Here is a 22,600-nt window from a genome sequence, read left to right as displayed (position 1 = left end):
CTCCTGTTCTAAAAGAATATATTGATACAGTTCTCCAAAGTAGCTTCTTTTAAAGCTTCGATCAACCGATCGATTTCATCTTTAGTGTTATAAAAATAGAAACTGGCACGGCATGTTCCCGGCACCTGTAAAACATCGACAAGCATCTTGGCGCAATGCGTACCAGAGCGCACGGCAATTCCCTTTGTATTTAAATAACTGGCCACATCCTGGCTGGGAATCATTTGTCCATTGTCAAAAACATTGAAAGTACAGATGCCGCTTTCGGCATTTTCATTATAAAAATGAATGTTGCCCAACTGTTTTCCCTTTTCTATAAAATATCGCTTTAATTCCATTTCATAGGCATGGATGTTCTCTTTCCCAATGGACTCAATATAATCAATTGCAGCCGACAGTCCCAAAACTCCTTCAATGGGCTGTGTACCACTTTCGTATTTCAATGGGGTATCTTTTAAGATCAAAGATCCGCAGCGATTGAATCGGGCATTGCTTTCACCGCCATAAAAAATGGGTTCCAATTGATCCAACAAACTTTTTTTGCCATACAGAACACCGACGCCGGTCGGGCCGCACATTTTGTGGGCACTAAACACAAAGAAGTCCACATCCAGATCTTGTACATCGATAGGAAGATGCGGAGTGCTTTGTGCCCCATCCACCACAACCAGGGCGCCTTGTTCATGCGCCAGTCTGACGATTTCTTTAATGGGAGCCGTAAACCCCAGTACGTTCGAAACCTGGGCCAGGCAAACCACCTTAACTTTTGGATGCAAGGCCTTCTTAAAATTTTCAACCGTGATCTTTCCTTCATTGTCCAAAGGAATATATTCCAATGTATAATTGTGTTCTTTACACGCATGCATCCACGGCAATACGCTGCTGGCGTGTTCACTTTCATCACTCAAAATAACGTCACCTGGTTCGAGCATCTGTTGCGTAAGCATCAAAGCGACTTGGTTGAGTCCTTCGGAACTTCCTGAATTAAAGATAATTTCTTCAGGACAGGATGCATTGAGGTAGTTGGCCGTCTTTTTTCTGGCTCCCTCATAAGCACTGTCTACCTGGGCACTCATCTCATAATCTCCACGATGCGCATTGGCTCCCAGGTAGGTATAATAATTCACGACCGCATCAATGACAGGCTGTGGTTTTAAGGTCGTTGCTCCATTATCAAAATAGATCAGCGGATGTCCTGACATTGTCCGTGAAAGAATCGGAAAATCTTTACGAATTTTCTCTGTTTCCATATAATCCCACCTTATTTTCCATTTCCTGCCGCAGTTCTTCTTTCTTTGATTCGTTGTCCATCAAATCAAGAACCGGAAGTAAATAACCAATACTCAACAATCCCAACGCCTGACGATGAGAGAGTCCTCTGGATTTCAAATAATAGAGCTGATCTTCATCGGGCTGGCCAATTGTTTGGGCGTGGCTTGCTTTTACGTCATTTTCATCGATCAAAAGAAGCGGAATGACCTTGGCTTTATGGTCTTTTCCAAGGGTCAGCACTCTTGTGACCTGATGAGACTGAGCCTGGGAACATCCCTTTTTGATGTTTCCATTGGCGACCATTTGATAATCTGCCTTATCAAAAAGAACGGCAAAGTTCTGCATCAGACCCTGAGTATATCCTGCCTTGTGCAAGATCTCAATATTGTTATGTTTGATCGTATTTTCCTGTCCCAGCTGACCTGTCATCAATTCAAAATGAGCGCCCGGTTCATCCAAAACAGTCTTAAGATCCATAGAAACCGAATCGGTTTCCATATCTAAAAAGCCCATTTTGCACTCAGCATCTTTTTTCAAATTCGAGTGGATATCCAGCTTCAGTTTATCTTGATTCTTATTATAGAACAAAATATGGGAAGAGCTTTGTTCATCCATAACGATGGAAATCTGTACATCTTCTTGAACAACGATAAAAAGACTTCCTCTGGCTTGTTTATGAATATGGATCGACAACTGGGAAGGCGCATCGATCAAAAGCTCGTCTTGAAATACATCAATATACTGTTTTTCCATACTCAGCCTCTTTTCGCACCGCAAAGGCCAAGACTGGTCGGACGTTTCCGAGTATCTTCTTTATTGGCTTTTACATGGTATTCTTCTTCCAGCCATTCGTACCCCTGGGTATCAATCTTTTCAATCAATTCCTGACCGCCGGAAACAACGATTCTGCCATCCACCAGAACATGAGCATGCGTAGGCTGCAGATATTCATAGAAACGTGCATAATGCGATACGATCAGAAGTCCCATATCATTTTCTTTTTGGCATTGATCGATTGCCTCACTGACAATTTTCAAGGCATCCACATCCAATCCCGAATCAATCTCATCAAGCATTGCGATGGATGGTTTGAGCATCATCATCTGTACGATTTCATTGCGCTTCTTTTCCCCTCCGGAAAATCCGTCATTCAGGAAACGATGCGCCAGATCCGGTTTCATGTCCAACTGTTGAATGGCCTTATCCATTTCCTTGATAAATTTAAATAAACTGATTGGTTTTTCCTGGCGGGCATTGATACACGAACGTAAAAAATCAGAATTGGTTACACCGCTGATTTCACTGGGATACTGCATACCTAAAAATAAACCAGCCTTGCTTCTCTGGTCTACTTCCATTTTCAGGACATCTTCTCCATCAAGAGTAATGGATCCCTGGGTCACTTTGTATTTGGGATTTCCCATAATGGCCGCTAACAGGGTACTTTTTCCGTTTCCGTTTGGCCCCATCAAGGCATGACGTTCCCCAGAATGGATCGTAAGGTCCAATCCTTTTAGAATTTCTTTATCTTCTACAGATACATGTAAGTCTTTGATAACGAGCTCTGTCATATTCATTCCTCTTTTCCTGTACTATAGTAACAAAAAAGCTTTTAAATCTCAATTCATACGATTTTAACATTCATTGCAATTTATAAGGATATTCGCTATAATTGATAAAGATTTTTTATGAGGAGGTCTACCATGAGCGATTTCTTAAGACACAATTGGTTTGTGGTCGTAATTGCCATCATCATCATCTCTTTTGTATGCTATTTTGTATACGATGAAAATAAATACAATGTTTCCAAGATGACAGATTCCGACGGCAACCAGGTTGTTGCCAGTATGGATGAGGCGAATATAACCGCCCAGGATATTTATGAGGAATCAAAAGATTCGGATAACGAGATTCTTTACAACGCCTACCGAAATCTCGTTGTAAACCAGGCAATTGAAACTACTGACGAAATCGAAAAACAGGCAAAAGAATATTTGAAAGCTTTTGAAGCCAATCAGTCTTCCACGACCGATTTGGAGCTGGAACAGCAAGTTCAAAAAGAACTGGCCGCTTACGGTTTTACTGATTCAGACGATTTGTATGATTTTTATTTAATGACTGTGAAACAAACAGAAATGCAAAGAGATTATATCGAAGAACATTTCGATGAAACAACCAAAGCACTGCAAGAGAAAAAACCTCGTACGATTTCTATTCTCTCTATGCAGGTGGAAAGTCTGGACAGTTTAACAGAAGATGAACAGAAGAAAAAAGATAATATCGATTCTGCTTTGGAAAAGGAAAGCTTTGCCGATGCTGCTACGGCATATTCCGAAGATACTTCCACGGCCAGCAATGACGGTTTCTATGGCTATATCGATACCGACGCCGCAAGCAGTTCCACACTAAACTCCGCTGTGATCGATGCCGCTACCAAACTACAAGAAGGGGAAACCAGCGATTGGATCGAAGTTACAGATTCATCCACTGGACTGTTCTACTTATATCGTGTACACGTTGATCAAACCGATTTAAAAAAGATGTGGAATTCAAAAAATGAAACGGTATCCAACAATGTCCTTTCTGCCATTCTAAACGCAAATAAAGGATTGGATGTTAAAATCGTAGAAGCTTATGCGAAAGATCTTGACATCGAATTTAAAGATGATGAAACCGAAAAGAAAATCAATGAATATATTTCCTCTAGAACAGGAGATGAAGACAATGAAAAGTAATTTGAAAAAAACGTTATGTTTTGCCTTTAGTTCTTTGCTGTTGCTAAGCGCCTGTTCCCAGTCTTCGACACAGATCAAAGACGCAGATGAAGTCTTATTCACCGTTGGAGATCAAAGCTTTACCCGCGGCGAAGAATACGATCTGCTTAAAAAATATTCCGGTTCTTCCAATACGATCCTGCTTGCTACCAATGCTGTGTTAGATGCAGAGATCGGACGTGGCAAGAAGATTCAGGAAGAAGCCAACAAGCTTTATGAAGAATCCGATGAAAAAGGCGAAGAAGGAAACAAAGATGATTATATTGAAAACATCATCATCCCTATGATCCAACAGGAAAAACTGATGGATCAATACTTCAAAGACCAGAAAAAAGAGATCAAAAAAGAATATAAACCTACCATCGCCAAAGTGCTGATGTGCGACAACAAAGATGATGCCAAAAATGCTTTAAAGGCATTACAGGAAGGGACAGATGCCCAAACGGTATGGGATCAGTATTCCAGTGAAGATTCTAAATTTAAAAATGAAGAAATCGTTGTTTCGACATGTTTGGAAGATTCCCTCCCAGATTATGTCATCAATTCTTTATACTCTGCCAAAGAGGAAGGCGTAATCGATGAAGTCATGACCGATGAAGACGAATCCAGCGGTGCATATTATGTTGGAGTTCTGATCAGTAAAGACTATGACAAAAACATTGATAAGATCAAAACCGATCTCGTCAGCAATTCCAATCAGGAAATATCCAATAACTGTTTGATTTATTATCTCCAGAAACATGGATTTGAGATCCACGATCAGGAAATCTTTGATGCTTTACGTGTCTCGGATCCAGAATACCTTGTAAATCACCCAGAATTAACAGAAGAGGAAGATCAATGATCTTCCTCTAATTTTTTTATTTCTTCTTCCAACACACTGCGAAATTGGAATTCTTCCAGTGCCTGATAACCAATATGATATAAAATATCTACATCTTCATGATTGAACAAGTAGAAATGGCTGGAATCCAGCATACCTTCAGGCCACAGACATGCGGCATAATCAAATACTTTCTTTGTCTTTTTTTCTCTTTGGATGCGTCCTGTGATCATCACTTTTTTTGATCCGTTTTTTAATGTCAGAACCGTTCCTATAGGCAATAATTCTTTCACTCTCACACCTCCTTAATATTTGACATTCACTTTAAATCCCAGACCTGCGATAAATCCCAGTTTGCTGGAAAACTCCCACTCTTTGTTTTTATGGTGATAAGATACATTGGCTTCGGCGCTTCCAATCGATCCTTGTGCTGTCAAGGTGATCTTTGCCCCAAATAAACTAAACGCCAGCGATGCTTCTCCGCGAAGAGCCGCTGCTCCAACGCCTGCTTCCAGGTTTTGTTCCTCTTTTGTCAGGGTACAGTTTGCCTTTGCATAAACGGTTCCAATCGATCCAGTGGCCTTTGTCTGTATATACGCATTGGCTGTTCCCAAACGAGCCTGTGCGCTGCAGGAAACCAGTGATGCTTCCAGCTGTGCTTCCAGATCAAGAGATGGATCAAATTCGCCTTCTTTCCATAGCCCTATGGAACACGATCCTTCAGCTTCAATGGAGCCTAAATCCGATCGAAGAGAAGCGTTTAAATATTTCGACTGATACACGGCCCCCACTTCCTTGAATGACCATGAAGCTCCCACTGAAAATACACTGGGATCTTCTTTTTTTGTCAGTTGTGAAATCAAATTTAGATCTTCGCTGTGATAAAAACTAGCTGTTCCCTCCTTACTGTATGTTCTAAAATTCGAAAACAAAGACCGATCGGCTGTCTCATAGGCATGGGCTGTATGGTTAAGATGATCAATAAAAACATTCAGTTTTTCCTGGATCCGTTCGTGTCTAAAACGTTGGACGGGATCTTTTAAGGTTCCGCCATACCGCTTTCGAGACATGAGTCCATAGGCTAGCTGTCTAAGTCTTTGGGTATCAATTTCCATTGAGCATCACTTCTTTGATCTGCAGCTGCACCTGCATATATAGATCCTGGATTCCCTTTATCAACAAGTCTCCTTCTTCTTTTGACGTCAAAACACCAATCTCGCGCTGAATCGACAACAAATATTGTGCCAAATCTTCATAATAACCAAGCAGCGGATTCATACTTTGATCCCCTGTGATAAAATCTGTTCATTTTCCTGATAACTTAAAGCCGTTTGATTGAGATATACTGAATATTGTTCCAAGGCTTCCACGTACGCTTCAAAGACAGGATTCATCTGTGAAAACTGTTCCATCAAAACTCTGGATGCCGGAGATTGCCATATGGATTCAATTTGATGCATTCGTGCTTTGATTTCTTCGAAAATCGACTGCATTTGATGATTCAGTCCTGAAAGCTGATTCGAATATTGAAAAACTTCCTGAGATGATATTTGTACTGATGCCATAAAATCCCTCCTTATCCAGCCAACGTTCTAGCCTTGGCGACACGGTCCTGCTGCACTTGTTGATAAAGGGCAGCGCTTTTATATAGATATTTAGAATATTCCTGAATAATACCTGTCAGTTTCTGAAGCTGAGGACGAAATTGTTCCAGCTGACTGATAAAAGCCTGATGATCGCTTCCCTGCCATATAGACTCCATCTGGTGCATACGGGCATAGATCTGTTCGATCATCTGTTGATAATCGTTTGATTTTTGCTGAAGATAGGACGCCCCTTGTGCGACTTCTTCATAATTCACCATTATTTTCATAACTTTGCCTCCTGTTAAAATAAAATACAGTGATCTCCGGTCATTACGATGTTGTCATAAAAGCTTTGACCAGGATCTAAAATTCTGTTTGATTCAATATGATAAAAAAAATGTTCAAAGTTTGTATTTTCCAAATGCCATGACTTTTGAATATCTTTCAAAAAATCACGGACAACATAAGTATCCCGAATCCATACATGATGGATCTTGTCTTCTGTAAAGATTCGAATATGGATCATTAATTCATCCACGTTTTTCCTCCTTCAGGTAATAGGTTTTTTCATTGATCCAGGCAACCGCATCACAATCGGTAAATTCTAAAATCGAACGCTTCAGTAGATACACATAATCCTGGACACCCTTTCCCATCCATAAAATGTCCATATCGTATACCTTGGATAAAAATTCTTCCGATTGGAACGCATGGATTTGATGTATCCCATCGATAACATACACATCTGCATCGTCCTCGAAGTGATCCTGTATTTGTAAAGGACCGTGTTTCCGCCATTGATCCAGCATTTTCTGAATAGAGACAGAAACCGAACGCTGTGCATAAACAATGAGCAATGGACGTTTCCTTGTCCAGTAGATTTCTTTTTGCAGCGACAGATCAAAACCTAAATAAAAGAAGTTATCCTCTTCCAAACATTCATAAGCAACCGATTTTGAAGTTTGATCTTGGCAAGGAAATGACGAACGAAAAAGAACAGAATAGATTTGATCGTGAATATAAGTCCAGCCGTAAAATGAACGATTGGTCAGATTTGATTTGACAAATGTATCAAAAAACATACGAACATCTTCGATGGTTTCAAAGTCATAACATAATCGTTTTGTATATAAACCAAACTTTACCTGGGAAGGAATTCTGTCAAATAACACAAACAAAAGAACATTGGAATTCTTTAAGATCTGCAGATTCTTGTTCATCAAGCCATTCCAGGAAACGATCCATATACAGGGCAAGATAAAACGATGGATCCTTGCGAATTCTTTCTCGCTAAACAATCGATCAAATCCATAGTTCACAGAACATCCCATTCCATATACAGGTACCTTTGCCCAATCTCTGATCAGACCAATCCATTCCTTTTGCTTAGAAGGTTGAAAACAATAGACCGCAATCTGTTCCCCTAAATGAAATTTCCATTCATAGATCGATCTGTGATAAGGATCATCGATCAAGGCAAATTCTTCCTTTTTAAAGATGTTTTGATCAAAGGGCGTAACCAGCCACGAGGCCTCCTGTTTTCTTTTCTCAATTTTCTTTGACAGGATTTGAAACAGTGACTGTTTTTCCTGTTGGTAACTGTACATCTCATTTCCCATTTCATCGACTTCTGTAAAACCGTACCTCCTTAAAAAAACGGTGTCCGAAAGATACCAGGATCTTCCTTCTACTTCCGTGTCTCCTTGCAAAATAAATTGACCCGGCTGTGTGATATCTTTTGCCCTTTCATGATGCAATACTTCATAGGAATCGGCAGCTGAAGCAACCTTCAGACAGATCTTAAAACGGCTGTTAGCCAGTATCTGATCATCGATGATGCCTAACGGTTTCTGAGTAGAAAGAATACAATGAACACCTAAGGAACGCCCAATACGGGATATTTCCTTGAGTTGAACAAGAAATTCCGGATACTTTTGCTTGATTTGGGCCAGCTCATCAACCAGTATGCATACATGAGCCATATGTTCATTCGGATGGTATTGGTTGTATGTGTCGATATGCGCTTCCTTATGAGGATAAGCTTTTATGAATTCACGAATTCTTCGCTGACGTTCTTCCAAAAAACCATAAATCAGAATCGTGAAACGTTCCATGTCCAGGTGGTCCAGATTGGTCAATATTCCCTGACAGTGGGAAAAAGTGTAAAAAGCCTGACCAAAAGCGCCGCCTTTAAAATCAATGAGGATATATTGAAAAAGCGCAGGATCATTTTGGAGCACCAGCTGCATCAAAATATTTTTTAAAAGTTCACTTTTTCCGCTTCCTGTCATTCCCGCTACAAAGCCATGTGGTCCGTCATGTTTTTCATCCAAATCCAAATAAACAGGTTCATTATTATTAGAAATTCCGATTTGAACTCTTAGATTCACTTTCTTGCCTCGAATCGAACGCAAGGAAAAAGAAGGGTCTTTCTTCTTATAAACACTCAAGAAGTTGATTTGGTAACACATGCTCCTTTGGGTGGTATACAATAGATTCCGATAAAACGAAGCGGGTACAAAAAATGCATCCCATACTATGTTCGGGTTCGTTTTTCCTTCTATGATCCAGGTTCCCTCTGGCCGGTTTGAACCATTGATCCAAGATTCCTTCGCAAAGTAAATGTATTCATAATTGGAATCCATTGTTTCCAGAAAAGCCTGCCATTCCTGTTGAGAACGGATCCATAACAACCGATGACCGATTCGACAGCCTGGATGATATAGATAAGGGTCCTCTTTGTTCATATGAGAATCGATCCAAACCCATTTTAAAGAAGGTTGATAGATGCTGAGGGCCCACTGCAGAAAAAGAGAATCTTTTATCAAAGAATCATTTTTTGAAATATAGATGGTCTCTCCCTTTTTCAAGAAAGCCGGCATCTTCATATAGGGATTCATACTGCGGATCATATTTTTCTGTTTTTGAAAAAGAGCCTCGGATTCCTGAAGATAATTGGGCTTTTTCCAATGAAGTTGAAGCCATTTTTCTTTTTGATAGCCTAGCCATAAATCGAAATCTGAACCCATTTGGCGCTGATAGTTTTCTGGTTTTAAGAGATAAGCTTTTCGGATTTCCTGGACCTGACTTTCTTTTTCACGTTTTAAATTATCAATTTCTTCGTAGCATCGGACACAGTATCGGTCATATTTTCTTATTAAGTATTGTGCCTCTTTCAAGCCTTCCCGGTACATGCTTTCACGATTCAACAAGCCATAGATCCCAAAGGCAACACTCATTGAACAAGAGCTTAAAAGGAGCGTGAATAAGGATTCGGTATTCCCCTTCGAGCTTAAGAGTGCAACAAGAGAACTGACGATGCCTGAACCCAGAATCAAAATGGAAGACCCAATGGTCTGAAACCACTTTGCCTTTTTGACTGGAAGCGGCGACTGGGGAGACTCGATAAAATACTCACTGGTCTCAATAACAGGAATGATTTTTTCTTTTGGTTGAAAGACTTCATACTTAGGAGATAAAAAATCCGTTAAACAAGGGGTGTCTGATTTAACACAACGGCTAAGAATCAAATATCCGGGAATGAAATACGCTTCCTGCTGACCAAAAATGATATGATCCCCTTGAACAAGATCGTAAAATTCTTTCCTTTCTCCATTAACAAAGGTACCATTTCTGCTTCCTGGATCTTTCATGGTCGATCCTTCGATAATGAAATGCTCTTTGGATAAAGTACTATCCGGTATACAGATTGTGCATGGCTTGGATCGTCCGATGGTCACTCTTTCTTCCAGTTTCACCAAACTCCATTGTTTGGGTTTCTCATATAAAGAAAAGATCACCTCTTGTCCATCAATCGTTACATGTTGTCCCAGACTGGATAAGGGATACGATTTCTTGGCATAAACCAAAGACCATTGATTTCTTTTCTGCTGTATCTTCACCTGCGGATAATCATAAATCGATTCGAAAGAGCGAATGATACAGTTTTTAGCGGTTGTGATCTTGAGACATGGCATAAGCTCTATATCCTGCCGCAATCACCAGCGCAATCAAGCCAAGACACACAGGGATGATCCAAATTGCTTGATTTTTGTCACTTACACTCAATGTCTTTTTAAACGTTGTCTGATTGCCGGAATGATCCACCGCGATAGCTTCAATGTTTGTGGTAGGCCGATTCAAAACAAATTCATAATAATCGTTGTTCAAGTTGTCCTTTTTTAACGTATTGACATTGACTTTTTTACCGTTGATCGTAAGTTTCTTAAAACGGTCTTTCGAATAGCTTTGTGTGTTGACCAATGTAATGCGAATCGTATCTCCTTTTTTTAATTCCTTCATCGAACCTTTTGTACATAAAAGGCGGATGATGGGTTTCGTATGATCGATCGTTTCCGTCTTTTTTTCCATTTTTAATTTCTGGTCTGGGAAACGTTTCCATATTCTCTCCGTGATCTGCACATCCGAATACGATCCCATGATTGGACTTTGTATCTTTGAAACAATTGTCTTTGATTTTGTCTCCATCTTCGGCTCCTGTTTCATTACGGTTGGATTTTTTGCGGTTGGTCCAGATACAAGAATCGATGGTTCAACATATTGAAGATAGTATGGATAGACCCCTTTGTTTCCGGCTTCATCAATTCCCAAAAAAGAAATGGTCAAAATATCTTTTGTATGCAATGATTGCCATAGTTGGTTAAGATTGACCGCTTCAACTTGCTGATGATTGACAAAACAAGTAAAAGAACTGTTCACTTCTTTATCCCAGAGAAAGGAAAGATCGTTTTTCTCATTGAATACATTCAGAACACCCGGATTTACCAGCTTCTCATGATGATATAAGGAAATTCCAGGAATCTTCTGATCGATAATATAAGAAACTGTTTTATGTACGTTTCGGCCATAATGATCTTGTGCATAGACCAAGACATGATACTGCAACCTTTGACCGGATTTAGCCCTTAATACGATGTCTTCTTCAGGATTGTATCTCAAAGTATCTTGTCCATCATCGATCTGTACAAATCCCTCTTTTAAATCGTTTGGCCACGCTATGTGAAGTTCTATATCGTGATTTGAAATTTTTTCTTGATTTGAAATATCCAATTCGATATCTTTGTTTGTAAAATAAAAACTAAGATCTCTCTTGTCGTTGATCAGGATTTTATGTCCTGGATTATGCTGGTAATAGAGTTCCAATCGCACTTTACCGCTTTGATTCAAGTCCACTTGAACCTCTTCTTTTCCCTGACACAGATATTCCTGGATCTTTTCTTCATTGATATACAGACAAAGCACAACGTCTTCTTCACATAGAGAATCAAAATGAAGGGTAACCGAATTCTGTAAAATGTACTCTCCGTAAGAAACAGAACTCTGTGCTTTGAGTTTCTGTAGAGAATGAACTTGTATTTTTCGAAGCGCTGATTCTTCCTGACTTTTCTCATATTGAATCAAGATCTCTTGGTTGGTATATTGGACCGGTACCCTCCAGCCTTCCTCTTTTTCTTGCACCGGTACCAGGACGCCGTCGATCCAAACTTGTATCTCATTTATTTCTTCAGTCTTACGAATCTCGATCCAGGAATCTTTAAACAGATATAGAACATCTTCGACCTCTTTGCCATTTTCCAATACCATAAGCTTCTGGCTCTCTTTCTGAGAGATTTCAGTGGATCCAATATCTGTCTGCGCATAAGTCTGTACAGGTGAAAACAACAACATACATGGAATCACTATCTTTACAAATTTCATAATCGCCTCCTATTCCATCATCTTCATGATTTTTTTGAACGTTTGATCCTCTTTAAACATCTCTATATAGTTATCTGGCAACGTCTGTTTCTTGAACCCCCTGGTTTCCAGATAAAGACAGTATTCCCCATGAGTACAAGCCAACTTTAAAAATATCTCCTGATTTTCCTTCATTTGCTGGTTGGTCCATCTATGATGAATCGTTGATAGATACTGGACATTTTCTGTTGATAAGACTCTTTCTTTTTCCAGTAATATTTCTTCAAAGAGCTGAAGGTTGTCTACACGGGTTAAAAGATCTTTTTCTTTTTCTATAGCACGCAAAAGTTTCAGAATCTGTTTCTGCGACATTGGTTTGTCCGGGCTTGATATCATCCTTGCCATTTGATAAGGAACATAGATCTCTTTTACGATAGATTTCGGTATGTTTTGCACAATGTATCGAATTACTTCGACATTTCTTGTCAATAAAGCTTGATTCAAAAAATACTTTGCGGTTTGATTATCGTCAAAAGATCCTTTTTTAAGTTTTCCTTTTACGATCCAGTCATGAAGAACAATCTGTGTTTTTTCCTGCCTTGTACCTGTGATTTCCATGATCTCTTCCCGATACTTTTCCATCAGTGTCCCTTCATACGCCAAAGAATTTTGAAAGATCCAGAAAACAGACAGAAATATAAAAACACAGATCATCAAAATTCTTTGGACATAAAGGAACATCAGATAACTGAAACGAGTCCTAGAGATACTTGGATATCTCTTTTGCGGTGTTACACGCATACATTTTCGAATCCATATTTTAAGAAAACCAAAATGATAAAAACTCGTCATCAGCGATCCCAATGCATAAATATCTGTGTATACCTCCTTTCTACTTTTAGTTTTCAATTCAGGAGCCTCATTTGAGGGAGAGGCCATACAAGCCTGAACAGAATGAATAGGAATACAAGCGTTGAAATCGATGAGAAAGAGATGGTTTTTCGATACAATTAGATTTTCTTTTTTTACATCGATATAAAGAAAACCGAATTGGTGAAGGGTTTCCAAGAGGTGCATCAATTCCAACGCCCATCTTTTTCGATATCTGAGAACTGTCCATCGATTTTGGATTTGATCCAGGCGTATTCCATCAATTTTTGTTTCAATCAAGCTCATAGAGTCATGAGAAAGTATCACATCCGATAGCTGCGGTACGTGCACATCATTCAACAAAGAAAGAATATGGATCTCTGTTTTCAATTGATGAATCAAGACAGGTGTACTTTTGTTTAAATCGATTGACTTCGAGATATATCTCTTTCCTGTTAACTGATCTTCCACGAGATCAACGCGGCTATTGAATGACATGTGATAGTTTTCCACAACTCGATATCGGCTATCATCCAGTTTCATGGAAAATGAAGTTTATATTCCCAAATTGAATCCGCATTCCTTCTTTTAAACGCATCTTTCGAATCACCTGTTTTCCGTTAAGAAAGGTCTTGTTTCGGCTTTTCAGATCTTTGATATAGTATCGTTGATTCTCATAAAGTATTTCGGCATGTTTTAAGGATATTGAATCTTCCAATAACTGAATATCGCAAGATACTGTACGGCCGACAACCGTGGATTCAAACTGGATCATGAACTTCTCCTGGGTATCTTCTTGGATCAAATAGGCTTTGCCTACCAAAGGCTCACCTAAGACCTGTGTACCATTTTCTTCATGTACTACCTTGGAAGCCGAAGAGTATGCATCATAGTAAAGAGAGTGCACCGGTTCTTTTAAATAAAACCGTTCTTTCTTTGGAATAGAAAAGAAATGTCTTTTTTTCGGATAATAATGATCCTTTAAATTGACCAAACCGGAAATCAGATTGGGTAAGGAAAATTCATCACTTTGGGAAAGACTCAGCATATAGCCGATGATTTCATACGCCGTATGTGTTTTGAAATGTTTGGAAAGATACTGGACCCATGATGAGATCTGTTCCTTTTGAAACATCCATTCCTCCAGCATAATGGGAACGACAAGAAAATAGAACTTGTCGCCATAGGGAGATACAAACACATAAGATGGATCAAACAAAACCGGTTTGTTTCGATTGACCGCGATGGCTGTCTCAAAAAGTTGATCCAGAAAAAGATATCCTTCTCTATCTTCAAAAGTTACCTGATTCAAAAAATCTTCGAGACTAACCAGTCCCTCAATCGAATAGTGGATGATACCTCGTTTGGGATCGTGCAGAGCACTTCGAAGACTGAAATCGTCGTGAGCCATCTTGTCAAATACACTCAGATCTAATTTCATTGGATCGTTCAATATGGTTTCCAGCACAGATGGATTCTTAGAGAGAACGCGGATCCAATCGTTCAAATCAATCACCTCTTTTCAACCTCACTAATAAATACGAAAAGAAATGACAAATTCGTAAAAAATATTTAAAATTCTTTTATGCGATACACAAAATACTTATCATTGATCCATGTCTGGATTCTGAATCTCTGTTTAAACTTATATCCATTCTTTGTGATCGACCCTTTTTTTGATAACCAAAGTCACATTGGAAACCAAATGGGGCATCCTATCTATTTGATTCTCTGGGCCATCAGCAGTGCATGGGGCTTTTATTATCTTTCAAAGGTTATCTGGGATAAAACGAATTTCCCCTATCCAGGATTTTTTCACACACTGATCTGTATCCTCATGGTCTTATCCTGCATCATTCCATATTCTTTGGATCAAAGTTCCTGGATCAATGATCTGCATATCTGGATAGCCATCGCTTCGGTTACTTGTTTCATCATGGAATGGCTGTATTATTTCTATTGGAAAGGAAACCTTGACCGATATGAACGCTTCCTATTGTTTGTTTTTATGTTCTGTGCCTTTCTTTTACTGTTTCCCGGACATATCACATCCAGTGCAGAAACAGCCTTTTCCTGTTTGGTCAACATGGTTTTATATATACTGGCGTTTTTACATAAGCGTGATACAATAAAGCCATGAAATTGATAGAATCTACTCAAAATAAAACCATTCGTGAGCTAACCAAGCTGCACAAAAAAAAAGAAAGAGATAAAACAAATCTCTTTCTTGTCGAAGGACAACATCTTGTCCATGAAGCGTATGAAGCTGGATGTTTAAAAGAAGTTTTCATTTTGCAGGATGAAAAGCTTTCTTTGAATGTACCTTTGACTTATTGTACCAAACCGGTCCTGCAGAAACTTTCAGTACAAAATTCACAGGCAAAAATCATCGGCCTGTGCAAGAAAATGGAATGGACATCCCATCCCATTCACAGGGCTTTATTCCTGGATGATGTACAAGATCCAGGCAACGTAGGTACGATCATAAGAACGGCTCTTGCCTTTGGAATCGAGGCCGTCTACTGCTCATCCGGTTGCGCCGATATCTACAATCCGAAAACGATCCAATCATCCCAGGGAGCTTTGTTTCATGTACCTGTTATATATACCGATTTGATCTTTACCATTCCGAATTTCAAAAACAACGGAATGAATATCTATGCCACAAGTTTACACAGTCAATCGGTGCCCCTCGATCGCGTCCAGGTACCCGAAAGCTATGGTATTGTGTTAGGAAATGAAGGACAAGGCGTCCATCCGGAATTGATCGAGCTTTGTCATCAAACCATAAAAATTGAAATGGCCTCATTTGAAAGCCTGAATGTAGCGATTGCCGGAGGAATTCTATCTTATTACTTTTTCATTCGTCAGGGAGACATTAAATGCAATCGATAAAAAAGTATTTACTCTGCCTAAAAGAGGCCCTGTCAAAAGAAATCAAAGAACATCGGTCCTCCTTTGCGGTATATATGATCTTAAGAACTTTGGTCATCATAGTATTGATTCGTCAGATCTTCACACAGAATTATGAAAACATCTTTGTCTGTGTTCTGACCCTTTTGCTTTTTATCGTTCCCAGTTTGGTGCAGCTGACTTTTAAAGTTGAGTTGCCCATCTTTTTAGAAATATTGATCCTGGTCTTTATTTATGCCGCCGAAATTCTGGGGGAAATCGATAACTATTATTTCTCCATCCCTTACTGGGACACGATTTTGCACACCATCAATGGTTTTGTATGCGCCGCCATCGGTTTTTCATTGGTCGGACTATTGAATAAAAAAGAAAAGATCAAATTTTTTGTCTCTCCTGTTTTCTTTGCGATCGTTTCCTTTACCTTTTCCATGACAATCGGCGTAATGTGGGAATTCTTCGAGTACTCCATGGACCGCTTCTTTGGAATGGATACTCAAAAAGACACTCTGATCCAAGAGATCCACAGTGCAGGTGTAGATGATCAGCTTCCTGCTTTTTCCATCGATGAGATCCAGGAAGTGACAATCAATGGTGAAGTCATCTCCGACAAGGGGTATGTAGATATTGGATTGATTGACACGATGAGCGATCTCTTCGTAAATTTTGTAGGCGCTACAGTGTTTTCTATATTCAGTTATTTCTATTCTAAGAACTCAAAACAGTTTGCCTTTATCCAGTTCTTTATTCCCACAAAAAAGGAAGAAGACAAAGACTATCTCCATCAGGAAATATCAAAAAAAGCGTAGTCTCAAACAGCTACGCTTTCATCATTATTCCACCACGAATCGTTGTTGTCTCTTTGTTCTTCCTGCTCTCTTTCTTCCCTATTTTCATTTCCATAGCCATAAGGATAAAAGTAAGCCACTCTTGTACAGTAAGAAAGTAAATTAAAAATCAAGATCAACAGGATCATATTTCTAAAGAAAGAACCCCGCGCTCTAGTATTTTGTGAATTGGATGAATAATTAAACCCAAACGGTCCATAATAGAAAAAATGAGTATTTTGGTTGTTTTGATTTTGCTGATTATAAAAATAACTAAACGGATCCTGATATGCATTGCCATACGGATTGGATTGTTGGTAGGAAGGATTGCCATATTTTTCCGGATCTGTGATTTGATCATATGCCGCATTCACTTCCTGCATCTTTTTTGCACATTCCTCATCCCCTGGATGTAGATCCGGGTGATACTTTTTAGCCAGTTTTCGATACGCTGATTTTATTTCATCGGGAGACGCGTCTCGAGACACGCCCAAAACTTCATAAGGATCTCGCATAATTTCACTTTGACCTTTCCATACTAGCTATTCTATCAGAAAATATTTCAATATCCTGGAAATAATATATTTTCACACACTTTATGATATCTGAGTCAATATATTACCAATATATGAAAAAAGCCCTTGATAAAAGGACTTTACATGCAATGGCGGAGAGTAAGGGATTCGAACCCTTGGTGGCGTTAACCACACAGCCTTTCCAAGACTGCACCTTAAACCGCTCGGACAACTCTCCAGTGCTTAAATATAATACTAAGGAATACTCCATCTGTCAAACAAAAAAAGCAGGGTTATCCACCCTGCAGGAGAACTTGATTCACCTCGAAAATTAACGATGCAGAAGAGGTGAGATCCGTTTGTATAAAATAAATACGATAATTCCAACAATCAAGCCTTTTAATAAATTGAAAGGCAATGTCATAAAGAGGACAAAAGTAAAGGTATTGGAAACAAGCGGCAACAGCGTTGTTCCCATTTTTATGATAGCTTCCATCGGTAAGCCATAGAAATAAGAATAAGCCGGCAATGCGATAAAATAATTTGCCAAAGATCCAATTACAGCCAAGGATACAATTCCAATGATCAAGGAAATTAAAGCCCCTTTGCGCGTCTTATGATTTTGGTAGTAGATGGAACTAGGAACCACAAAAGCTAAACCAATAATAAGATTGGAAATTTCTCCCACGCAAGCCGTGTCAGTTCCTTGAAACAATAAATTCAAAACGATTTTTAAAGTTTCAATGCAAGCCCCGGCCAGAGGTCCCATCGCAAATCCTCCAATCATGACCGCTACTTCATCAAAACCAAGTTCGTAGAAAGGCGGAAAAAACGGAAGTGGGATCTCAAAGAGCATCAATAGAAACGCAACTGCCGAAAGAATCGAAACCTTTGCGATCCATTGCACACGAGATGTTTTTGACTGGACAGTCGATTGTGCTGACATATTCATTACCTCCTCACAGATCAGCCCCCTCTTTTTCAAAAGAAAAAGAGGTTTGTCACAAAACCTCTCAGGATACAAAAACGATAAAAAAGGATTTCAAAAAACCTTCTTCCATCCAGACTGTAACTGTCGCTATCGGAATTGCACCGATTCCTGCCCGAAGGCTCGCGGAGTATGACCGCCGATTGGGAATTTCACCCGACCCTGAAGTTTTTTGTACGTCCTTATACTAAACCTGTAGAAATCCGTTTGTCAATATTTTTGTGAAAAATTTACCAAAGTTGGTTTTAAGCCGATTTAGCAGCAAGCTCTTGTTTTCGGGCTTCTTTCACACAGCGATAATTCATAAAATAAGCTTTCGTTTCCTGGTAAACGACTTTTCGTAATGCCACAAGACCAATCAAGTTAGGAAATGCCATACAGCCATTAACAATATCCGCTAAAGTAAAGACAAAATCCAAAGACATAAAAGGTCCGATTCCAATCAAGACAATGAAAAGAATTTTATAAGGAAGGATTGCTTTTTGTCCCAGAAGATACTGGATACACTTTTCCCCATAATAATTCCAACCGATAATGGTCGTAAACGCAAAGAACAACAAGCCAATATTCACGACATAGATGCCAATCTCTCCAATAGGAAATCCGTTTTGAAAGGCGATGGTCGTCATAGCCGATCCTTCCACGCCCAGCAAATATGACTGGGTAATGATGATGGCCATCCCCGTCATCGTACAAACACAGATCGTATCTATAAAGGTTCCCGTCATAGAAACTAAACCTTGTTCTACACAAGAATCGGTCTTAGCGGCCGCTGCGGCAATCGGAGCACTTCCCAATCCCGATTCATTACTAAAAATTCCGCGGCTGATTCCGCTTCGCATCGCCATCTGCATCGTGATACCCACACTTCCGCCAAAAGCAGCCGAAGGCGTAAAGGCCGATTGAACAACCAAAGCCAAAGTTCCCGGTATTGCTTGATAATGCGTGATCATGATCAATACAACACTGGCAATATAGGCAACGCTCATAAAAGGAACGATAACTTCTGAAACCGAAGCAATTCGCTTGATTCCACCAATGGTAATGAAGCCCACAGTCACCACAAGAAAGATTCCCGTAACCAGAGGGGGAATATTGAGTGTCAGCTGCGCCGCATCGGCAATCGAGCGAACCTGGGTAAACGTTCCAATCCCCAACAAAGCCACACCTACGCCAAATACCGCAAACAGGCGGGCTAAGATCTTTCCTAAAGTTTTATGTTTCAACCCTTTTTCTAAATAATACATTGGACCGCCAGACATCTGTCCTTTTTCATCCCGCTGCCGATAAACGATTGCCAAAAGACCTTCTGAATATTTTGTGGCCATCCCTAAAAAGGCAGAAATCCACATCCAGAATAAAGCACCTGGTCCTCCGGCAATAATGGCAGTGGCTACCCCTACGATATTTCCGGTTCCAATCGTGCTGGATAAAGCGGTACAAAGGGCCTGAAAGCTGGAAACATCGCCTTCTTTATGGTCTTCTTTTTTAAACATCAGTTTAAAAGCCAAAGGAAGACGGCGAAACTGTAACAGGCCTAACCGCAAGGTAAAATACAGGCCAGTTCCCAACAGTAAACAAATCAAAGGCAATCCCCAGACCAAATCATTGATCTGACTCAAAACATTGGAAAGAGTGTCCATAAAAAAATCCTCCTTTATCATAAAAGAGGAATTAGAATATAGTAAAACTATCTAATCCTCTGTCCTTTTGCCTGAGAGTTTCACCCCTAAGGGCTTGCTCCTTCGGCGTCCATTTAAGGAACTCTCCAGAGGCTCGTCAGAATGCTATCCTTTTACCTGAAATAATAAATTCTTCGGTGGTCCAAAGACTCTCTCTAACATTCGTCATCCGAACTCTACCATTGCATTGTAATGAAAAATCACAAAGAGTGCAAGTCTATTTTAGAACAATTGATAAATTGTTCCAGTGAATACTTAGATTTAACTCATTCGATTCATTTACATGTACACTTTGATACCATTGTCCACTTTCATAGTGCAGGTCCTGACCTGAAAAATATGCATACCCGCAACAAGTCAAGCCTAAAACAATACAACCCAAAGCCGTGATCAATAATAGTTTTAACTTTGCCATAGGTGGACCTCCTTCATCCTACAGAATACATGCACTTTCAGCCAATGACTAAAGCCAACGGTCATCCGCACAAAGAAACGCGATACCACAACCATGAACAATCCAGCCAGAATAGAAAGACCGGCGGCGATAAAACCTACACCCAGTTGTAAGAGTCCTGTCGTAAAACTGGATGCCATCACAAATGGTGAACCCAGAATACTTACACAGCACACAATCAATCCGGCAACCATGAATACGCACGCCAAGACAGGGATCAGCCAAATCAGAATGTATCCAGTCAAGATCAACAAGAGCCCGGTCAGAATCAGTGCCAATAAGGCTAATGCGATACAAGCCCATAAAGGACTTCCTAAGATCAACAAGGAGACAATCAGTACTTTTGCAGGATTGGATAACTTTTTCTCTTTAACGGGTTGCGTGCTCAAGATTTGACTGGCAATCACTCCCACATCGCCCAGATCTTCTACAGCACTTTCTTCACTCATTCCTTCTTCCATACGGTCTTCGATCATTTCCGCATAATAATCCAACATCTTCTGACTCTCTTGTTTAGGAAGGCTTTTTAAAAGTCTTTCCAGAGTCCTTAAAAATTCCTCTTTATTCATGATCCATTTCTCCTTTGATATATTCATAGATGGATTGAATTTCTTTCCATTCATCTAAAAATAATTGAATCGATTCTTTCCCTTTTGGGGTGATTCGATAATACTTTCTTAATCGGTTTTTATGTTCTTCGGTATAAGTCACGACACTTTGGCTGGCTTCCAGGCGTCTTAATATGGGATATAGCGTAGATTCAGATATTTCGATGTATTGCGAAACATCCTTAACAATTTGGTAGCCATAAGAGTCTTTATTCTTTAAGGAAGCTAAAACACAAAATTCTAAAAAACCCTTTTTTAACTGCGCATCCATTTTATACCTCCTTACACATATTACTATATATTGCATAGTATGATGTGTCAACTCGTATATTTAAATTTTGAAACTTTTTTTGAACAAAAAATCTTGATTTAAGAGCATAAAAAAAGAACCTCAAAAATATGAGGTTCAGTTTTCATTTAGTTGCTGGAAGAAGTTGGCAAGAACGGGCGAACTGCATCCGCCAGGTTGTGAACATTTCGTGTCTGAATCAAAACGGTTCCTGAACCATAAAATTCATTGACCAGTCCTTCCCCGGTTGTAAATCCAAATGTTCCTGAAGCGACTTTGATATTATATTCAAGTGAACTGTCCCAGGCAACAACGTGTTCATTATCAATTGTGATTGGATGATCCGGTGTGACTTCAATCTTCATCAAATCTCCAAAAGCAGACACAAGGATATCTCCTTGCCCTTGTGTTTCCATCACAAACAAACCACCAGTTCCACCAAATAAAGCTTTTCCTATATCCTGTTTTTTCATTACGTAATCCACTGTTTCATCACAGGCAAGAAACGCTCCTGTATTCAATCGATATTGTTGATATGGATCCACATGCAGACAATGGATCTTTCCTGGAATCGGTGGAGCAATCCCCAAAACGCTTTGATTTGTTTGTCCTGTCGCAAAGGTGATAAACATACTTTCACCGCTGGTCATACTTCGACCAATGGCTCCAAGCACTCCGCCTATTCCCTTTTTTTGACTGTTCATTTTCCCTTCAATAGAAACATTCGACAGATAAACCATAGAACCTCTCTCTATTTTAATTGTTTCTCCTTTTTCCAAGGTTGCCTGAACAATAGGACAATCAGAATCTCCTAAAATCGTATATTTCATGTAAAATGACCTCCTTAGTTATAGTATATAAGATTTTACTCCATACTTCTATCAAGCTTGTATAAAATATCTGTATGTTGTATAAGAGGCAAAATTACAGTTGAATCCTATTCGCAATTATGCTAGAATATACAAGCGCTTAGGGGTATAGTTCAATGGTAGAACAGCGGTCTCCAAAACCGTTGATGTGGGTTCAACTCCTGCTACCCCTGCCATTAAGAAAATATAGTGTCAGATCTCCTTTATATAAAGCAGATTTGACACTTTTTTGTATTTAATTACGATCGTTGACTGTGATTATAAATTTATAACCTAAAAGCATCATATTGACGGTTTTAGAACTGTCATTTATTTAATTTAAAAATGTAGAAACAAAAATTCTCGGCATTGAAGAAGTACAAAGCGATGAAGATCTGTTTTTCATGGATAAAACAAAAGATTTTGCTTTTTGTGAACAATTCCATGTCGTCGTCCA

The 22,600-nt window shown here is 39.4% G+C and carries 25 protein-coding genes, 2 tRNA genes and 2 riboswitches; of the genes, 6 read left to right on the top strand and 21 right to left on the bottom strand.

The window, feature by feature from the left end; all coding sequences use genetic code 11:
• Window positions 1-8: 8 nt before the first annotated feature.
• Genes Q0K03_RS00225 through sufC form a run of 3 tightly spaced genes read right to left on the bottom strand, consistent with a single transcriptional unit; the run spans window position 9 to window position 2,843 of the window.
• A complete protein-coding gene (locus Q0K03_RS00225; protein WP_297236509.1) occupies window positions 9-1,250 on the bottom strand; it encodes an aminotransferase class V-fold PLP-dependent enzyme in 1,242 nt (413 codons plus the stop codon).
• Window positions 1,228-2,025, bottom strand: a complete 798-nt coding sequence (locus Q0K03_RS00220) for a SufD family Fe-S cluster assembly protein (protein WP_297236507.1) — start codon at window positions 2,023-2,025, stop codon at window positions 1,228-1,230. The genes Q0K03_RS00225 and Q0K03_RS00220 overlap by 23 nt, the downstream gene beginning before the upstream one ends.
• Window positions 2,026-2,027: 2 nt before the next feature.
• Complete coding sequence (gene sufC / locus Q0K03_RS00215) at window positions 2,028-2,843, bottom strand: Fe-S cluster assembly ATPase SufC (RefSeq protein ID WP_297236505.1); 816 nt, start codon at window positions 2,841-2,843, stop codon at window positions 2,028-2,030.
• A gap of 132 nt (window positions 2,844-2,975) precedes the next feature.
• Here sufC and Q0K03_RS00210 point away from each other — a divergent pair, with 132 nt between their 5' ends.
• Window positions 2,976-4,007, top strand: coding sequence for a peptidylprolyl isomerase (locus tag Q0K03_RS00210; RefSeq protein ID WP_297236503.1), 1,032 nt, complete (start codon window positions 2,976-2,978; stop codon window positions 4,005-4,007).
• Window positions 3,997-4,890 carry a hypothetical protein gene (locus Q0K03_RS00205; RefSeq protein ID WP_297236502.1) on the top strand — a complete coding sequence of 298 codons (894 nt, stop codon included), beginning with the start codon at window positions 3,997-3,999 and terminating at the stop codon, window positions 4,888-4,890. The genes Q0K03_RS00210 and Q0K03_RS00205 overlap by 11 nt, the downstream gene beginning before the upstream one ends.
• On the opposite strand, the gene Q0K03_RS00200 is transcribed toward Q0K03_RS00205, so the two are convergent.
• From Q0K03_RS00200 to Q0K03_RS00155, 10 genes are read right to left on the bottom strand one after another with little or no spacing between them, the layout of a single operon-like run.
• Window positions 4,884-5,162: a DUF4176 domain-containing protein gene (locus tag Q0K03_RS00200; RefSeq protein ID WP_297236500.1), complete on the bottom strand. Its 279-nt coding sequence runs from the start codon at window positions 5,160-5,162 to the stop codon at window positions 4,884-4,886. The genes Q0K03_RS00205 and Q0K03_RS00200 overlap by 7 nt on opposite strands.
• 12 nt (window positions 5,163-5,174) lie before the next feature.
• A complete protein-coding gene (locus tag Q0K03_RS00195) occupies window positions 5,175-5,984 on the bottom strand; it encodes a hypothetical protein (RefSeq protein WP_297236498.1) in 810 nt (269 codons plus the stop codon).
• Window positions 5,974-6,147, bottom strand: coding sequence for a hypothetical protein (locus Q0K03_RS00190; RefSeq protein WP_297236496.1), 174 nt, complete (start codon window positions 6,145-6,147; stop codon window positions 5,974-5,976). Before Q0K03_RS00190 ends, Q0K03_RS00195 begins: the two co-directional genes overlap by 11 nt.
• Window positions 6,144-6,434 (bottom strand): WXG100 family type VII secretion target, encoded by a 291-nt coding sequence (locus Q0K03_RS00185; protein ID WP_297236494.1) that lies wholly within the window; start codon window positions 6,432-6,434, stop codon window positions 6,144-6,146. The genes Q0K03_RS00190 and Q0K03_RS00185 overlap by 4 nt, the downstream gene beginning before the upstream one ends.
• A gap of 11 nt (window positions 6,435-6,445) precedes the next feature.
• Window positions 6,446-6,742, bottom strand: a complete 297-nt coding sequence (locus tag Q0K03_RS00180) for a WXG100 family type VII secretion target (RefSeq protein WP_297236492.1) — start codon at window positions 6,740-6,742, stop codon at window positions 6,446-6,448.
• A gap of 14 nt (window positions 6,743-6,756) precedes the next feature.
• The gene (locus Q0K03_RS00175; protein WP_297236490.1) at window positions 6,757-6,993 is read right to left on the bottom strand and encodes a hypothetical protein; all 237 of its coding nucleotides are present in this window, start codon (window positions 6,991-6,993) and stop codon (window positions 6,757-6,759) included.
• Window positions 6,986-10,432, bottom strand: coding sequence for an FtsK/SpoIIIE domain-containing protein (locus Q0K03_RS00170; RefSeq protein WP_297236488.1), 3,447 nt, complete (start codon window positions 10,430-10,432; stop codon window positions 6,986-6,988). Before Q0K03_RS00170 ends, Q0K03_RS00175 begins: the two co-directional genes overlap by 8 nt.
• A complete protein-coding gene (locus Q0K03_RS00165) occupies window positions 10,404-12,173 on the bottom strand; it encodes a hypothetical protein (protein ID WP_297236486.1) in 1,770 nt (589 codons plus the stop codon). The genes Q0K03_RS00170 and Q0K03_RS00165 overlap by 29 nt, the downstream gene beginning before the upstream one ends.
• Before the next feature lie 9 nt (window positions 12,174-12,182).
• Window positions 12,183-13,565 (bottom strand): hypothetical protein, encoded by a 1,383-nt coding sequence (locus Q0K03_RS00160; RefSeq protein ID WP_297236484.1) that lies wholly within the window; start codon window positions 13,563-13,565, stop codon window positions 12,183-12,185.
• Complete coding sequence (locus Q0K03_RS00155; protein ID WP_297236481.1) at window positions 13,552-14,529, bottom strand: FHA domain-containing protein; 978 nt, start codon at window positions 14,527-14,529, stop codon at window positions 13,552-13,554. Before Q0K03_RS00155 ends, Q0K03_RS00160 begins: the two co-directional genes overlap by 14 nt.
• 78 nt (window positions 14,530-14,607) lie before the next feature.
• Between Q0K03_RS00155 and Q0K03_RS00150 the strand changes: the two genes are divergently transcribed.
• From Q0K03_RS00150 to Q0K03_RS00140, 3 genes are read left to right on the top strand one after another with little or no spacing between them, the layout of a single operon-like run.
• Complete coding sequence (locus Q0K03_RS00150) at window positions 14,608-15,162, top strand: hypothetical protein (protein WP_297236479.1); 555 nt, start codon at window positions 14,608-14,610, stop codon at window positions 15,160-15,162.
• Entirely contained in the window at window positions 15,159-15,917 is a 759-nt protein-coding gene (locus tag Q0K03_RS00145) for an RNA methyltransferase (RefSeq protein WP_297236477.1), read from the top strand. The genes Q0K03_RS00150 and Q0K03_RS00145 overlap by 4 nt, the downstream gene beginning before the upstream one ends.
• Window positions 15,905-16,741, top strand: a complete 837-nt coding sequence (locus Q0K03_RS00140; RefSeq protein WP_297236475.1) for a hypothetical protein — start codon at window positions 15,905-15,907, stop codon at window positions 16,739-16,741. The genes Q0K03_RS00145 and Q0K03_RS00140 overlap by 13 nt, the downstream gene beginning before the upstream one ends.
• 2 nt (window positions 16,742-16,743) lie before the next feature.
• Here Q0K03_RS00140 and Q0K03_RS00135 read toward each other — a convergent pair whose 3' ends face one another.
• From Q0K03_RS00135 to Q0K03_RS00100, 8 genes are all read right to left on the bottom strand, one after another.
• Window positions 16,744-17,274 carry a DnaJ domain-containing protein gene (locus Q0K03_RS00135; protein WP_297236473.1) on the bottom strand — a complete coding sequence of 177 codons (531 nt, stop codon included), beginning with the start codon at window positions 17,272-17,274 and terminating at the stop codon, window positions 16,744-16,746.
• A 150-nt stretch (window positions 17,275-17,424) separates the two neighbouring features.
• A tRNA-Ser gene (locus tag Q0K03_RS00130) sits at window positions 17,425-17,512 on the bottom strand.
• 93 nt (window positions 17,513-17,605) lie between these two features.
• Window positions 17,606-18,220 (bottom strand): ECF transporter S component, encoded by a 615-nt coding sequence (locus tag Q0K03_RS00125; RefSeq protein WP_297236471.1) that lies wholly within the window; start codon window positions 18,218-18,220, stop codon window positions 17,606-17,608.
• 99 nt (window positions 18,221-18,319) lie between these two features.
• Window positions 18,320-18,436: riboswitch (FMN riboswitch) on the bottom strand.
• 71 nt (window positions 18,437-18,507) lie between these two features.
• Window positions 18,508-19,905, bottom strand: a complete 1,398-nt coding sequence (locus tag Q0K03_RS00120; RefSeq protein ID WP_297236469.1) for a sodium:alanine symporter family protein — start codon at window positions 19,903-19,905, stop codon at window positions 18,508-18,510.
• A 49-nt stretch (window positions 19,906-19,954) separates the two neighbouring features.
• A riboswitch (glycine riboswitch) is annotated at window positions 19,955-20,044 on the bottom strand.
• A 117-nt stretch (window positions 20,045-20,161) separates the two neighbouring features.
• Window positions 20,162-20,359 carry a hypothetical protein gene (locus tag Q0K03_RS00115; RefSeq protein WP_297236467.1) on the bottom strand — a complete coding sequence of 66 codons (198 nt, stop codon included), beginning with the start codon at window positions 20,357-20,359 and terminating at the stop codon, window positions 20,162-20,164.
• The gene (locus Q0K03_RS00110; protein ID WP_297236465.1) at window positions 20,347-20,967 is read right to left on the bottom strand and encodes a DUF1700 domain-containing protein; all 621 of its coding nucleotides are present in this window, start codon (window positions 20,965-20,967) and stop codon (window positions 20,347-20,349) included. Before Q0K03_RS00110 ends, Q0K03_RS00115 begins: the two co-directional genes overlap by 13 nt.
• Window positions 20,960-21,277, bottom strand: a complete 318-nt coding sequence (locus tag Q0K03_RS00105; RefSeq protein ID WP_297236463.1) for a PadR family transcriptional regulator — start codon at window positions 21,275-21,277, stop codon at window positions 20,960-20,962. The genes Q0K03_RS00110 and Q0K03_RS00105 overlap by 8 nt, the downstream gene beginning before the upstream one ends.
• A 146-nt stretch (window positions 21,278-21,423) precedes the next feature.
• The gene (locus tag Q0K03_RS00100; RefSeq protein WP_297236462.1) at window positions 21,424-22,125 is read right to left on the bottom strand and encodes a TIGR00266 family protein; all 702 of its coding nucleotides are present in this window, start codon (window positions 22,123-22,125) and stop codon (window positions 21,424-21,426) included.
• 141 nt (window positions 22,126-22,266) lie between these two features.
• On the opposite strand from Q0K03_RS00100, the gene Q0K03_RS00095 reads away from it, so the two are divergent.
• A tRNA-Trp gene (locus Q0K03_RS00095) sits at window positions 22,267-22,340 on the top strand.
• The last annotated feature ends 260 nt before the right edge of the window (window positions 22,341-22,600 follow it).

The organism is uncultured Faecalicoccus sp., from assembly GCF_944327125.1.
Classification (GTDB): Bacteria; Bacillota_I; Bacilli_A; order Erysipelotrichales; family Erysipelotrichaceae; genus Faecalicoccus.
The sequence above is the reverse complement of the archived record's forward strand: the minus strand, read 5'-3'. Positions and strand labels throughout refer to the sequence as shown.

Bases quoted from the DNA above. Each gene is read 5' to 3' on its own strand.
- Q0K03_RS00225 (WP_297236509.1), bottom strand. From the start codon at position 1,250: ATGGAAACAGAGAAAATTCGTAAAGATTTTCCGATTCTTTCACGGACA.
- Q0K03_RS00220 (WP_297236507.1), bottom strand. From the start codon at position 2,025: ATGGAAAAACAGTATATTGATGTATTTCAAGACGAGCTTTTGATCGAT.
- sufC (WP_297236505.1), bottom strand. From the start codon at position 2,843: ATGACAGAGCTCGTTATCAAAGACTTACATGTATCTGTAGAAGATAAA.
- Q0K03_RS00210 (WP_297236503.1), top strand. From the start codon at position 2,976: ATGAGCGATTTCTTAAGACACAATTGGTTTGTGGTCGTAATTGCCATC.
- Q0K03_RS00205 (WP_297236502.1), top strand. From the start codon at position 3,997: ATGAAAAGTAATTTGAAAAAAACGTTATGTTTTGCCTTTAGTTCTTTG.
- Q0K03_RS00195 (WP_297236498.1), bottom strand. From the start codon at position 5,984: ATGGAAATTGATACCCAAAGACTTAGACAGCTAGCCTATGGACTCATG.
- Q0K03_RS00190 (WP_297236496.1), bottom strand. From the start codon at position 6,147: ATGAATCCGCTGCTTGGTTATTATGAAGATTTGGCACAATATTTGTTG.
- Q0K03_RS00185 (WP_297236494.1), bottom strand. From the start codon at position 6,434: ATGGCATCAGTACAAATATCATCTCAGGAAGTTTTTCAATATTCGAAT.
- Q0K03_RS00180 (WP_297236492.1), bottom strand. From the start codon at position 6,742: ATGAAAATAATGGTGAATTATGAAGAAGTCGCACAAGGGGCGTCCTAT.
- Q0K03_RS00170 (WP_297236488.1), bottom strand. From the start codon at position 10,432: ATGCCATGTCTCAAGATCACAACCGCTAAAAACTGTATCATTCGCTCT.
- Q0K03_RS00165 (WP_297236486.1), bottom strand. From the start codon at position 12,173: ATGAAATTTGTAAAGATAGTGATTCCATGTATGTTGTTGTTTTCACCT.
- Q0K03_RS00160 (WP_297236484.1), bottom strand. From the start codon at position 13,565: ATGAAACTGGATGATAGCCGATATCGAGTTGTGGAAAACTATCACATG.
- Q0K03_RS00150 (WP_297236479.1), top strand. From the start codon at position 14,608: ATGCGATACACAAAATACTTATCATTGATCCATGTCTGGATTCTGAAT.
- Q0K03_RS00145 (WP_297236477.1), top strand. From the start codon at position 15,159: ATGAAATTGATAGAATCTACTCAAAATAAAACCATTCGTGAGCTAACC.
- Q0K03_RS00140 (WP_297236475.1), top strand. From the start codon at position 15,905: ATGCAATCGATAAAAAAGTATTTACTCTGCCTAAAAGAGGCCCTGTCA.
- Q0K03_RS00135 (WP_297236473.1), bottom strand. From the start codon at position 17,274: ATGCGAGATCCTTATGAAGTTTTGGGCGTGTCTCGAGACGCGTCTCCC.
- Q0K03_RS00125 (WP_297236471.1), bottom strand. From the start codon at position 18,220: ATGTCAGCACAATCGACTGTCCAGTCAAAAACATCTCGTGTGCAATGG.
- Q0K03_RS00120 (WP_297236469.1), bottom strand. From the start codon at position 19,905: ATGGACACTCTTTCCAATGTTTTGAGTCAGATCAATGATTTGGTCTGG.
- Q0K03_RS00115 (WP_297236467.1), bottom strand. From the start codon at position 20,359: ATGGCAAAGTTAAAACTATTATTGATCACGGCTTTGGGTTGTATTGTT.
- Q0K03_RS00110 (WP_297236465.1), bottom strand. From the start codon at position 20,967: ATGAATAAAGAGGAATTTTTAAGGACTCTGGAAAGACTTTTAAAAAGC.
- Q0K03_RS00105 (WP_297236463.1), bottom strand. From the start codon at position 21,277: ATGGATGCGCAGTTAAAAAAGGGTTTTTTAGAATTTTGTGTTTTAGCT.
- Q0K03_RS00100 (WP_297236462.1), bottom strand. From the start codon at position 22,125: ATGAAATATACGATTTTAGGAGATTCTGATTGTCCTATTGTTCAGGCA.